Source organism: Aequorivita sediminis, assembly GCF_032080575.2.
GTDB lineage: Bacteria > Bacteroidota > Bacteroidia > Flavobacteriales > Flavobacteriaceae > Aequorivita > Aequorivita sediminis.
The window spans coordinates 643,927-658,696 of sequence record NZ_JAVLSO020000001.1 but is presented as its reverse complement, the minus strand read 5'-3'; the positions used below and the strand labels follow the sequence as shown (position 1 = coordinate 658,696).

The 14,770-nt window shown below is 36.1% G+C and carries 6 protein-coding genes; 5 read left to right on the top strand and 1 reads right to left on the bottom strand.

The genetic code is table 11. From position 1 onward, the window contains the following. Positions 1–7: 7 nt before the first annotated feature. Entirely contained in the window at positions 8–1,339 is a 1,332-nt protein-coding gene (locus tag RT250_RS03010; RefSeq protein WP_313112000.1) for a cytochrome P450, read from the top strand. Between the two features lie 6 nt (positions 1,340–1,345). Further along, positions 1,346–2,269, top strand: coding sequence for a tRNA epoxyqueuosine(34) reductase QueG (gene queG, locus RT250_RS03005; protein WP_313111999.1), 924 nt, complete (start codon positions 1,346–1,348; stop codon positions 2,267–2,269). Positions 2,270–2,303: 34 nt separating this feature from the next. Here the strand turns inward: queG and RT250_RS03000 are convergent, their stop codons facing one another. Further along, positions 2,304–4,172: a hypothetical protein gene (locus tag RT250_RS03000; RefSeq protein WP_435373065.1), complete on the bottom strand. Its 1,869-nt coding sequence runs from the start codon at positions 4,170–4,172 to the stop codon at positions 2,304–2,306. 202 nt (positions 4,173–4,374) lie between these two features. On the opposite strand from RT250_RS03000, the gene RT250_RS02995 reads away from it, so the two are divergent. The 3 genes from RT250_RS02995 to sov all read left to right on the top strand — a co-directional run bounded on the left by RT250_RS02995 (position 4,375) and on the right by sov (position 14,755). Continuing rightward, positions 4,375–6,657 carry an NADP-dependent malic enzyme gene (locus RT250_RS02995; RefSeq protein ID WP_313111996.1) on the top strand — a complete coding sequence of 761 codons (2,283 nt, stop codon included), beginning with the start codon at positions 4,375–4,377 and terminating at the stop codon, positions 6,655–6,657. Between the two features lie 250 nt (positions 6,658–6,907). Next, the gene (ruvA, locus tag RT250_RS02990; protein ID WP_313111994.1) at positions 6,908–7,489 is read left to right on the top strand and encodes a Holliday junction branch migration protein RuvA; all 582 of its coding nucleotides are present in this window, start codon (positions 6,908–6,910) and stop codon (positions 7,487–7,489) included. A gap of 3 nt (positions 7,490–7,492) precedes the next feature. After that, a complete protein-coding gene (gene sov / locus RT250_RS02985) occupies positions 7,493–14,755 on the top strand; it encodes a T9SS outer membrane translocon Sov/SprA (RefSeq protein WP_313111991.1) in 7,263 nt (2,420 codons plus the stop codon). The last annotated feature ends 15 nt before the right edge of the window (positions 14,756–14,770 follow it).

The following is a 14,770-nucleotide window of genomic DNA, read 5'->3' as shown; positions in this document are numbered from 1 at the left end:
TTGTGCTATGGAAGTAACGAAAATCCCATCGGTTTCTGCCTTCCGATTTCTGATTCACTCCACTCAGATTTTAAAAAACCCTCTGCCATTTCATCATAGTAATTTTGAAAATAAGGGGGACACATTTCGGTTGAAGCTCGGGTTTGGTAATTCAGTAATTTTTTCTCGTGATGCTGGCTTGGCGCAATATGCGCTTCAGAAAAATCATAAGAATTTTAAAAAATCCCCTATACAAACTCGGGACCTTGTTAAGTATGTGGGTAATGGATTGCTTACTTCAGAAGGAGAACTTTGGCAAAAACAACGTAAGTTAATCCAACCTGCCTTTCATAAAAAACAGTTAGTTAATTTACTCGGAGCCATACAAAGTGCAATTGAGATTGAACTTTCTAAGATTGAAACAGCTAAAGCCAAAGATATCTTTCCTATTTTTAACGACCTTGCATTTCAAACGGTAGTAAAATCTCTTTTTAGTAGTGCGGTTGACAGTCGAGAAATAAAAAGACTTCAACATATTACCGAATCTGCTCAACAAATGCTAGTAAAGGAATTGCGTCAGCCGTATTTGGGCTGGTGGTTTAAGATAAGCGGTGAACTTTCTAAACACCTTGCGGAAACTAAAGAAGCGAGAAACATTTTAAAAAAACTTGTTAATGAAAGGAGACAATCGGGAATTCGTGAAGATGACTTACTAGACATGCTTTTAGACGCTAGGTACGATGATGGAAGTGGAATGGACGATAAACAGTTGATAGATGAAATTTTAATATTGTTTACTGCAGGTCACGAAACAACTTCTAATGCACTTACATTTACTTGTGAATTACTAGCTCGAAACCCTCGAGTTCAGGATAAGCTATATTCCGAAATAACTGTGGCATCCGAAAATTCGACAGGCTTGATGGAGTTCATAAAAAATTGCTCATATACTAAAAATGTAATTGAAGAATCACTTCGTCTTTACCCTCCGGCATATTTTATAGATAGAGTGAATATTGAAGACGATACTTTTGAAGGGATGTTTATTCCGAAAAATTCAAGTTTATTATTTTCATTGTTAGAGATTCATACCGACCCTAAAAACTGGGATGAGCCAAAGAAATTTAAACCAGAACGGTTTTCCGATGTGAACGCTAAAGAGTATTCGGGTCACTATTTTCCTTTTGGTGCTGGTCCAAGAATGTGTATTGGTAATAACTTTGCAATGTATGAAATGATACTAGCGATTGCAGAAATTGTAAAAACCTATAAGATTTCTGAAAAGAATTCACCTATAGAAATTAAACCACTAATAACCTTAAAACCCAAAAATGCAATTTTGGAGTTTAATCTCAGATAAGATTTGATGGGGAATGCAGCAAAATATTCACAGTTAATAAAATCCGAAGCAAAACGCTTGGGGTTCCTTTCATGTGGTATAAGCAAAGCAGCTTTTCTTGAAAAAGAAGCGCCTCGGTTAGAGAAATGGCTTAAAAATAATATGAATGGCGAAATGGGATATATGGAAAACCATTTCGATAAAAGACTAGACCCTACTGTTTTAGTGCCTGGTTCTAAAAGTGTGATTTCTTTATTGCTGAATTACTACCCATCTCAAACTCAAAACCCTGACTCATATAAGATTTCAAAATATGCCTACGGCACAGACTATCATTTTGTGATAAAAGATAAACTCAAAGAATTGATGCACTTTATATCGGCAGAAATTGGTGAAGTGAATGGAAGAGCTTTCGTCGATTCTGCTCCAGTATTAGATAAAGCTTGGGCTGCAAAAAGTGGATTAGGGTGGATAGGAAAACACAGTAATTTGCTTACGAAACAATCTGGTTCATTTTATTTTATAGCCGAATTAATCGTCGATCTCGATTTGGAATACGATAATCCTGTTACAGACCATTGTGGCAGTTGTACCGCTTGTATTGATGCTTGTCCTACAAATGCTATAGTAGCAGATAGAGTTGTAGATGGCAGCAAGTGTATTTCTTATTTTACTATCGAATTGAAAAATGAAATTCCTATTTCAGAAAAAGGAAAATTTGAAGATTGGATGTTTGGCTGTGACATTTGTCAAGATGTTTGCCCTTGGAATCGTTTTAGTAAACCACATAACGAACCACTTTTTAATCCCCATCCGGAATTACTTTCTATGACGAAAAAAGATTGGGAGGAAATCACTGAAGACGTTTTTCGTAAAATATTTAAAAAGAGTGCAGTAAAACGAACAAAGTACACTGGACTCACAAGAAACATTCAATTTTTAAAAGATTGATTTCTTCTTCAGGAGAAAGAAGTTGAGTTGTAGGCTAATTGTAGATAACAGTTCTAGGTTTCCCAATTTGGAAGTTTTGGAAGCCAAAGTCTTCACTTTCAAAAGCATTAGATTTAAAGATGTTGTTTCCTTGTCCAGGTATTTGAGGATAATAAGCAAATGATAATTGAAAAGAACTAAAAACTAAATAGTCATTTCTAATTATAAACCCTAGTCCAAAGGATGAGTAGATAGGGTTGCGTTTCCAACTTCTATTACTTTCTGCAAGCATTCCTAGGGTAACATTCACGAATGGATTAAATCTAAAACCTAAGAGCTCCCAGGGTGAGTAAAATTGTGTTTGCGAGGCAAGAACATATTTTTGAGTTCCTACAATTGAGGCATCGAAGCCGTGAATGGCTCCATTTCTATAATTGGAATAAAGGTTACCGTATGCACCGTTAAAATTACCTCGCTCGTTAAGGCTTAGCCTATCCACTTCCGATTCTAGACGATTCATTCCTATTACAAATTGAGGTTTCACAAACTGTCTCATTTTCCATTTGTCACCAAGTTGTAGTAGGGGCGAAAAATAGGTGGCCTCAAAATTGAATACAGTTTGCTGAGTATGTGCATCATTAAAGAATGTTCCAAGTTCAAAATTGGTGCCTAAAAAACCAAACTTAAAATAATTGCCATAGGCTATTTTCGCTCCAAGATAAGGTCTGTTTTTATTGTTTTTATTCTGAATTCCCCCAGTAATAGAATAGACTAAGCCTACCGGAACATCTTCGGTAATTCCATCTTTAAAGATATAATTGTCTTTTACGAATTGTCTAGAGGCTACTCCAATACTTGCTAGATAAAATTTTTCATCGGAAAAGAAGCGGATGCTATCGTATTCAATAGGAGGGATATCTTTATAATCTACTAGTAGGGCACGCATACTTAAAATAAGGTTTGTTGTTCGCTCTCTTTCGGAGTTACCTTCAAACAACCGAAATGAATGTCCACCCCAGTAATCTTGGGCAATAAATTTCAAGTTTTTTACTGCGTAGCCTGCGGTGTCGTTTTTTAATTCTCTACCTAAAAATCGTTCTTGTAAAAATACTCCACCAGCCCAACGGGTTAATGGTGAGTAAAATATGCGGTCGAGTGCTAGAGTTTTTTCAAAATAACCTTCGTAATCAATAGAATACCTTCCATCTGCACTTATAAAAGTGTTCAAGAAGTTTGGAACGCTATAACTTGCTTTGTAGGCGTCGCTTCCATCATCCAATCTCTTTAAAAATTCTAATCTTAACTGATGCCCTGTACCCAGAATGTTCCGCTCTTTTAGTTTGAATTTTGTTTGTGACCCAGAAAGCTGAACCTTAGGTGTTAAACTCCATGAATCAAGGGCAGTAACAATTACATCAATCGAGTCTTTGGAATTAGAGATTTCTTGGGTTTCAATCTTAACCTCACGAATGTAATTTTGTGAACGAAGCAAACGTTCACTTTCTAAAAGCATTAAAGTGTCTAAAGGTTTGTTTTCTTTTAGAAGCAAGAAATTATGAATAGCTAAAGGTTTAGATTTAATATGAAGATTGTTTCCAGTTTTCTCTAGCCAACTGTTTGCAGTTTCAGTGCTATCAGTCATAGAATACCCAAAGGGATCCTTGGTGTTAATTATTATTTTTCGAATTATTTTCCCTTCGTGCTTTTTATATTTAGGGTTCTTTTTATAAGTGGGTTTAACTTTAGATTTGTTAGCAGTAGATCTAAACAGCCAGCGATGAACCATTTTTGTAAACTTGCTCTTTTTAGAATACGACTCTATTTCTTGATAAATCCCAGTGCTATCCTTTTCCGTCTGTTTGTTTTGAGCAAAAAGTTGGGAGGATGTATAAAATAATGCTATTAGCAATAAAAGCTTTTTCAATTTCACCTTTGGGATTAAAATTTTTCAAAAATATTGAAAGCTAAGCATTTTCTATGCTTTAAAATTTTAAACATTTCTAAATATTACTAATAACAACCAAAAAGCTATTCATACTGCGGATTATTTCAAAACTCGTACCTTTGGAGTATTATCGCTAGATTTATTGATTGGTGATTTATATAAATAAATGTTGTAAAGAAATATGAGCAAACAAAGCAAACGTAGAGAAGCATTATTATACCATGCAAAACCAAAACCTGGTAAAATTCAGGTAGTTCCAACTAAAAGTTATTCTACACAACGTGATCTTTCCTTGGCATATTCGCCAGGCGTTGCAGAACCATGTCTTGAAATAGAAAAAGATTTAAAAAACGCATATAAATACACCAATAAAGGAAATTTAGTAGCAGTTATCTCTAATGGAACTGCGGTGTTAGGATTGGGCAATATAGGTCCTGAAGCGTCAAAGCCTGTAATGGAAGGTAAAGGTTTGCTGTTTAAGATTTTTGCGGACATCGATGTATTTGATATTGAGATTGACACAGAAGATATTGAAGCCTTTATCGCTACAGTAAAAAATATAGCGCCAACCTTTGGAGGAATAAATCTTGAAGATATAAAAGCGCCTGAAGCTTTCGAAATTGAAAGAAGATTGAAAGAAGAATTGAACATTCCTGTAATGCATGATGACCAACATGGTACAGCAATAATATCGGCAGCAGCATTACTTAATGCTTTAGAATTAGCCGATAAGAAAATTGAAGATGCTGTTATCGTAATTAGTGGTGCAGGAGCTGCTGCGGTTTCTTGTACGCGACTTTACAAATCATGCGGAGCAAAAGCTGAAAATATCGTAATGTTGGATAGTAAGGGTGTAATTAGGGAAGATCGCGAAAACCTTTCGGACGAAAAAGCAGAATTTGCTTCTCATCGAAAAATAGACACCTTGGAGGAAGCTATGAACGATGCAGATGTGTTTGTGGGGCTTTCGGTAAAGGATATTGTAACCCCAGAAATGCTGTTGAGCATGAAAGCAAATCCTATTGTATTTGCTATGGCTAATCCTGACCCAGAAATTGAATATGATTTAGCTGTAAAAACTAGAAAAGATATAATAATGGCTACTGGCCGTAGTGATCATCCTAATCAGGTAAACAATGTTCTTGGTTTCCCGTTTATTTTTAGAGGTGCGCTAGATGTACGGGCAACCAAAATAAACGAAGCTATGAAAATGGCAGCTGTTAAAGCACTAGCAGATCTTGCAAAAGAACCAGTGCCTGAGCAGGTTAATATTGCTTATGGTGAAACGAGGCTCACATTTGGTAGAGAATATATAATCCCAAAACCATTCGACCCTAGGTTAATAACTGCTGTTCCTCCTGCAGTTGCAAAAGCTGCTATGGAAAGCGGAGTGGCAACACACGAAATTACCGATTGGCAGAAGTATCAAGATGAGCTATACGAGCGTATGGGTAGCGACAATAAAACCATACGTTTATTAATCAATAGAGCTAAGCTAAAACCTAAGCGTATTGTATACACTGAAGCAGATCATCTAGACGTATTAAAAGCGGCTCAAATTGTATATGAAGAAGGTATCGGTATTCCAGTTTTATTAGGAAGAAAAGATGTTATTAAAGACTATATGGAGCAATTGGAGTTTGATGCCGATATAGAAATTATTGATCCTAAGAGTGACATAAAACCTGAAAAATTTAATGAATACGCTGAAAAATTCTGGATGAAAAGAAGGCGAACAGGTGTTACGTTATACGATGCTCAAAAGTTAATGACAGAGCGTAATTACTTTGCAGGTATGATGGTTAGTGAAGGGGATGTAGATGCGATGATTTCAGGGTTTTCTCGTTCTTACCCACTTGTGGTAAAACCTGTTTTTGAAACTATAGGAAAATTTGATGGCGTAAATAAGGTTGCTACAACCAATTTAATGATCACAAAACGCGGTCCAATATTTATATCGGACACCTCTTTAAATATTGACCCTACAGCAAAAGAGCTAGCGCAAATTGCACGTATGACTAATTACACCATCAAAATGTTCGGTATGGAGCCTGTAATAGCCATGATTTCGTATGCAAACTTTGGTTCTTCAAAGGATCCTCACGCAACTAAAGTTAGAGAAGCGGTTGATATCATCCACAAGACTAATCCAGATATGATTTTGGATGGAGAACTACAGACAGATTTTGCCTTGAACGCAGAACTATTAAAGAAAAAGTTTCCATTTTCAAAATTGGCTGGGAAAAAGGTAAATGCACTAATTTTTCCAAACTTAGATTCTGCAAATAGTAATTATAAGCTTTTAAAAGAGCTTAATGGTGTCGAGTCTATCGGGCCAATAATGTTGGGAATGCGTAAACCGGTGCATATTTTACAGATGAAAGCTAGTGTAGACGAAATTGTAAACATGAGTGCCGTTGCCGTTGTAGATGCGCAACAGAAGGAGAAGCGAGGTAAATTATAATTAGATTTCGATATTTTTTTTGTAATTCTGCAGGATAGTTTATACACATTAAAAAGCATTGCCTAGATTTAGAGCAATGCTTTTTTATTTGCAAGTATATAAAAGCTACAAAATAGTTAGATATTGTTGATATTTTATAATTCAAATTACCTTGTTTTTAAGCTTGATATGTTATTTATATTTCCAAAAATCCCCAATGGCAGTTGCAAATAATTATACTATATTTGAACCCTTTAGTTTTTATTAACATATGATAACCCATATACAGGGCAGATTAGTTGAAAAAAACCCTACTGACGTAGTGATAGACTGCAATGGTGTAGGGTATTTCATCAATATATCTTTGCATACATTCTCCGAAATTCCCGCAAGTGAAAATATAAAGCTTTTCACTCACTTGCAGGTACGTGAAGATGCCCATATTCTTTATGGCTTTACTAGTGTTGCAGAACGAGAAATATTTAGATTGTTAATTAGCGTTTCAGGAGTAGGAGCAAGTACTGCTAGATCTATGCTTTCGTCATTATCCCCAGATCAAGTAATTGATGCTATTGCGCAGAATGATATTGCAGTTATACAGTCGGTTAAAGGAATTGGAGCCAAGACAGCTCAGCGAGTAGTGTTGGATTTAAAAGATAAAATTTTAAAAGTGTACGGTTTGTCAGGAAATTCTGCCGGTACAAGCAATACGAATAAAAATGAAGCGTTATCTGCTTTGGAGACACTAGGTTTTATTCGCAAAAAGGCTGAAAAGATTGTGGATGCTATTATTAAGGAAACACCACAAGCTTCGGTAGAATTGATTATTAAACAAGCTTTAAAAAATTTATAAAATTTGAAGGCAAAAAATTACGTTTACAAGGGTAGCTTTTTCAAGCTTTTAGCAGTATTAAGTATCATTTTGGTTAGCAACTCTTCGCTAGCACAAGATTCAACCGCAGTTGGTAATGAAATGGGGAATATGATACTTCCCAACCCAACCAGCATCCAGGATTTATACACATACGACCCAATTACCGATAGGTATATTTATTCGCAAACTCTAGGTGGTTTTAATATAAATTATCCAACTATTCTTACGCCTAAAGAATATCAAGATTTAATTCAAAAGGAGCAAATGAAATCGTACTTCAAGCAGAAAATCGACGCTGCTGATGGACGAAAAGAAGGTTCTGAAGAAGAGCAGAAAAACTTGCTTCCAACGTTTTATGTGAATTCAAACTTCTTTGAAACTGTATTTGGAGGTACCTCAATTGAAGTAATTCCTCAAGGTTCTGTTGAAATGGATCTTGGAGTTTTGTATACAAAGCAAGATAACCCATCTTTTTCACCGAGAAATCGCACAAATTTTTCTTTCGATTTTGACCAGCGAATCAGCTTAAGCCTTTTAGCGAAAGTTGGAACAAGACTTCAGGTAAATGCGAACTACGATACGCAAAGTACTTTCGACTTCCAAAACCAAATAAAACTTGAATATACTCCAACGGAAGACGATATTATTCAAAAAATTGAAGTTGGTAATGTTAGTATGCCGCTGAATAGTTCTTTAATTCAAGGAGCACAGAGTCTTTTTGGTGTAAAGACACAACTACAATTTGGTAAAACAACTATAACCGGAGTGTTTTCCGAACAAAAATCTGAATCGCGAACTGTAACTGCAGAAGGTGGAGCTACAGTCACCGATTTTGAATTATACGCACTAGATTACGACGAAAACCGACACTTCTTCTTAGCACATTATTTTAGAGATAACTACGACCGTGCATTGGCACAATATCCATTTGTAAATAGTAATGTACAAGTAACACGTATGGAAGTATGGGTTACAAACCGTACCTCTCGTACTGAAAATGTAAGAAATATTGTTGCAATTCAGGATATTGGGGAATCCGATCCTTTAAATATTGGATTAAACGCTCCTCCAGGAGGATTTATTAATGTAGGACGAAATGCATATCCAGACAATGCGAATAACGATTTTAACCCATTTGGAATAAATGGTGGAGCATCTTCTTTACTAACTCCTGCTATTCGAGATGTTGCTACTGTAGGGCAAGGTTTTTCTGGAGTTCAAGTAAGTGAAGGTATCGATTATGCTACGCTTGAGAATGCGAGAAGACTAGATCAGAGCGAATACAAATTAAACGCTGAATTAGGATATATCTCGTTAAATCAAAGTTTATCAAACGATGAAGTTCTTGCGGTTTCTTATCAATTTACTGCAAATGGAAAGGTTTACCAAGTTGGAGAGTTTTCAAGCGACGGGGTTGAAGCGAATGGAGGACCAAGAGAATTAGGAGGCAGCAATCCTCCGGGAGGTACCAATGAAGTTGGAATGGCGCAAAACTTAGTAGTAAAGCTTCTAAAGAGTAATATTACTAGCGTAACCGAACCGATTTGGGACTTGATGATGAAAAACATCTATCCAATTGGAGCTTACCAACTTGAAAAGGAAGATTTTAAATTGAATATTTTCTATACAGATCCTTCTCCTTTAAACTTTATTACTGAAGCGCAAGCATCGCCAGGTCATCCTTATGCGCAACTTCCTGAAGATGTAAAAGATGAAATTCTTCTTAGAGTATTTAATTTAGATCGACTTAACTTTAACAACGATCCTCAAAATGGTGGGGATGGTTTCTTTGATTTCTTAGATGGAATAACCGTAGATTCACAAAATGGTCGAATTATATTCCCTACTGTAGAGCCTTTCGGTAAGCACTTATTCGATGAATTAAACCAAACGCCAACTACAGGAGTTCCTCCTGCCAGCTACGATATTCCCGAAACGTATAACGCAAACCAGCATAAATACGTTTTTAGATCGCTATATACTTCTACAAAAACGAGAGCCGAACAATTAGAAAGTGAGAAAAATAAATTCCAACTAAAAGGTAGTTATAAATCTACGGGGGCAGATGGTATTCCTATTGGGGCATTTAACATTCCCCAAGGTTCCGTTACTGTTACCGCAGGAGGTCGTACTTTGGTTGAAGGTGTAGATTATACAGTAAACTATCAATTAGGTAGAGTTAAAATTATAGACCCAAGTTTATTAAACAGCAAAACGCCAATTTCTATTAGCACTGAAAACAATTCCCTTTTTGGTCAACAAAGTAAGCGTTTTACAGGTTTAAATGTCGAGCATAAATTCAGTGATAAATTTATGATTGGGGCTACGTATTTAAACTTAAATGAGCGTCCGCTAACTCAAAAATCATCGTATGGTGTAGAACCTATCAACAACACGGTATATGGTATAAATGCAACTTATTCTACCGAAGTACCTTTCTTAACAAGAATGGTTAATCACCTACCAAACATCGATACCGATGTTGAGTCAAACGTTTCGTTACGAGGTGAATTTGCTTACTTGAGCCCAGGAGCTCCAAAAGTTTCTGACTTTGGTGGGAAAACAACTGTTTATGTAGATGATTTTGAGTCTTCACAAACAGCAAACGATATTAGTAGTCCTTCAAGCTGGTTCTTAGCGAGTACTCCGGTAGGATTTGGAGGAGAAGTTATTAATAATGATTTGTCTTATAACTTCAAGCGTGCTAAGTTAGCGTGGTATACCATTGATCCTATTTTTTATAGTACACAACGTCCAAACGGAATTAATGATGAAGACCTTTCTTCTCCATTCTCAAGAAGGGTGTTTAGAGATGAAATATTCCCAAATCAAGATATTATACAGGGACAAACACAAGCGCTTTTCACCTTAGATTTAGCTTACTATCCTTCTCGTCGTGGAGAGTATAATTACAACCCAGCGGCAGACGGAACAAATGAACTTCCTAATCCAGAAGATAATTTTGGAGGTATAATGAGGCCACTTACAACCACAGATTTTGAGCGCTCAAATGTAGAGTATATTCAATTCTGGGTAATGGATCCTTTTATTTATGAGGAAAACAATACCAACCCAGGTGGGATGCTAAACTTTAACCTTGGAAATATTTCGGAAGATATTCTTAAAGATGGAAGAAAACAATATGAAAATGGACTTCCTAAAGATGGTTCAACCGGAAATACTACTTCAACAGCTTGGGGTAAAGTACCTTCAAATCAATCTTTAGTTTACACCTTCAATACCGAGGGACAGGAGCGAATTAATCAAGATATAGGATTAGATGGATTAAACAATGCCGAAGAAGCCGCAGAATTTCCGCAATTTTCCGGCTTAGCAGATCCAGCAAACGATGATTATCAATACTTCCTCCAAGCAGAAGGAAATATCTTAGATAGGTATTTGAGATACAATGGTACTCAGGGTAACTCTCCAGTAGAAGTAACAGATACTAATAGAGGTAGTACAGCGCAGCCTGATGTTGAAGACATCAACAGAGATAATACAATGAACACGGTAAATAGTTATTTCGAATATAACGTTCCTATGTTCCCTGGGATGAATAGAGATAACAACAACTATGTTTCTGATGTAAAAGAATTAGAAGTTACTACTGAAAACAATAGTGTGATTCCAGTGCGTTGGGTTCAATTTAAAATTCCAATCAGTGAGCCGGATCAAGCTATTAACGGAATTACAGATTTCCGTTCTATCCGATTTATGAGAATGTTTATGTCTCAATTCGCAGAAAACACAGTTTTAAGATTTGGTACTTTAGAGTTAGTGCGCGGAGATTACAAGCGATTCGATAAAACGTTGGATGATGTTACTATGGAAGATCCAATTTTGGACAACACGCTTTTTGAAGTAACTACAGTAAGTATTGAAGAAAACGAAAACCGCGAACCAATTCCGTATAGATTACCACCAGGACTAGAGCGTGAGCAATTAAACAATAACAACGATATCATTCGTCAAAACGAACAATCGCTTTCACTACGTGTTGGTGGATTAGAACCGAATGACGGTCGCGCAGTTTACAAGAATTTTGATGTTGATATGCGCCAATATAAAAATCTTGAAATGTTTATTCACGCGGAGTCGCTCCAAAATGAAACCGAACTAACTAATGGCGATTTATTGGCGTTCATTAGATTGGGGAATGATTTAACCGATAACTACTACGAGGTTCAAATACCATTGAATCCAACAAGTTTTGGCGCGAGAAATGCCGAAGACATCTGGCCCTTGGCAAACCGATTAAATTTACCATTGGAATTGCTACAACAAGTAAAAACCCTTACTCCAGCAAACGCCACGGAAGTAGTTTATTATACAGAGTCTGAACTAGGTGGAGATTTATCTGGAGGTGAAAATGAATTGACCATTGGAATTAAAGGAAATCCAAGTTTTGGAAATGTTCGTACTATAATGTTGGGTGTTAAAAACAGTACAACCAATGATATTAGTGGAGAAGTGTGGTTTAATGAATTACGCCTTTCAGAATTAGAAAATCAAGGAGGTTGGGCTGCAGTAGTTGCGCTTGACGCTAATATTGCCGACTTCGCAACAGTAAGTGCTTCAGGTAGACGAAGTACCGTTGGTTTCGGTTCATTAGAACAAGGTCCAAACCAGCGTAGTAAAGAAGATGTGCAACAGTACGATGTTGTTACCAATGTGAATTTAGGTCAGTTATTACCTAAAAAGTGGGGTGTGCAATTGCCATTTAACTATGGAAGATCGGAAGAGCTTATTACACCACAATACGACCCTGAATTCCAAGATATCGAACTTCAAACAAGATTGGATAATGCAGTAAGTGATGCTGAACACGATAGAATTAAGGAGCAAGCAGTAGATTATACAAAACGTCAAAGTGTTAATTTTATAGGTGTTCGTAAAGAACGTACTGGTGAATCTAAGCCTAAAGTTTACGACATAGAAAATTTTACAGGATCATTCTCTTACAATCAAACAGATCACCACGATTTTGAAGTTGAAGACGCTGTTGAACAAAATGTAAGAGTAGGTGCAACGTACAATTACAATTTTGAAGCTAAACCAATAGAGCCATTTAAAAAGAACGACTCAATTTTTAGAGGAAAATATTGGCAGTTCTTAAAGGACTTAAACTTTAACTATTTGCCGACTAATATTTCAGTTGGTTCAAATATTACGCGTCAGTATAACGAGCAAAAATTTAGAGATATTAACTTTATCGAGGGGAATATTGGATTGCCTACATTGTATCAGCGTAACTTCTTATTTGATTGGCAGTACACTATTAATCATAATTTGACTAAGTCATTGCGATTCAACTTCACGTCAACAAACAATATGATTGTAAACAATTATCTTGATGATGAGGGTAACGTCAATAACAATGTAGGAGTGTGGGATGGTTTCTTCGATGTAGGAAATCCTAATCAACACTTCCAGTCACTTCAAGTGAATTACGACTTGCCGTTTAGTAAGTTTCCGTTCTTGAAATTTATAAGAGCGACTTATTCATATACTGGAGATTATCAGTGGCAAGCTAGCAGTAACTTATTTAATAATATACCTGTAATGCTATCTGATGGTTCAACTAATAACTATGATTTAGGGAATTCTATTCAGAATGCAAGCACACATCAAATCAATTCGAGTGTTGATATGACTGGTTTTTACAGATATATTGGTTTAACTAAAATAAAGAAAAGTAAACAGCGAAGAACTGAACCTGGTGAAGGAGATATTAAAACAGGAAGAGCTGGTGAAAGAGAGGGTAGAACTGGGTTAGATGGCAAGAGCAATAAAGATGAAAAGTCTGGCCGACTAGGTTTAGCTGCGACTGAAAATCCTAATGTAATGGGTATAGGTGCAGCAGGAGCTGGTGAAGGAGGTTTAAATACTGGAGATAAAGCTGTAAATACTTTAATTGGACTTGCAACTTCATTAAAGAAAATTCAACTTAGCTATAAAGAAAACAATGGTATTTACTTACCAGGATATACACCTTCAGTTGGATTTATTGGAACTTTAAAACCAACTACAGGATTTGTATTTGGTAGTCAGAATGAAATTCGCGAATTGGCAGCTCGTAAAGGTTGGTTAACACTGTATCCTGAATTTAACGAGCAGTATACTGAAACTACTAGCCGTCAATTAGATATTCAAGCCAACCTAACACCATTCAATGATTTAACGATTGATGTAAATGGTAGTAGAGTGTATTCTGAAAACTATTCTGAAAATTACATTGTTGAAAATGGGCTTTATAACTCTTTAACGCCTAATACATTTGGTAACTTCAATATTTCAACAATGTTGATTAAAACAGCATTTTCTACGAGTGATGAAACCAATTCGGCTGCGTTTGAAGATTTTAGAAACAATCGTTTAATTATTGCCAATAGACTTGCTGAAGACCATTATCAAGGAGCACCAATTCCTAGAACTGAAGATGGTTTCCCAGTAGGTTTCGGAAGAAATAGTCAGGATGTATTATTACCAGCATTCCTTGCAGCTTATAAAGGAAATAAAGCAGATAAAGAAAGTACGGGTATCTTTAGAGATGTCCCACTTCCAAACTGGGATATTAAATATACTGGATTAATGAGGTTGCCTTGGTTCAAGAAAAATTTCAAGCGTTTTTCACTGGCTCATGGATATAGAGCTGGGTATACTGTGAACCAATTCCAATCTAATTTAGATTACAATCAAGCAGATCCTGAAGCCGTAGATCAATCGGGTAATTTTAAAGTGAAAACTTTATTAACTAATGTTAACTTAACCGAACAGTTCTCTCCGTTAATAAGAATGGATTTTGAGATGAAGAATTCGGTTAAAATTTTAGCAGAAGTACGTAAAGACCGAGCGCTTGCACTAAGTTTTGCCAACAATCTGCTTACAGAAATTAGAGGAAATGAATATACCGTAGGACTAGGTTACCGAATTAAAGATTTGCGCATTGCAACTAATTTTGGAGGTAAGAAATCGGTTATGAGTAGTGATCTTAACTTTAAGATAGACCTTACAAGAAGAGATAATGTTACAATAATAAGATATTTAGATATTGAGAATAGTCAAACCACAGCAGGACAAACTATGTATGGCGCTCAGTTGACCATGGATTATGCCTTGAGTAAAAACCTAACGGCTTTATTCTATTACGATCATACTTTCTCGAAGTATGCAATCTCAACTGCATTCCCTCAAACAACTATCCGCAGTGGCTTTACCCTGCGCTATAACTTTGGAAACTAATTTTAAAAAATAATT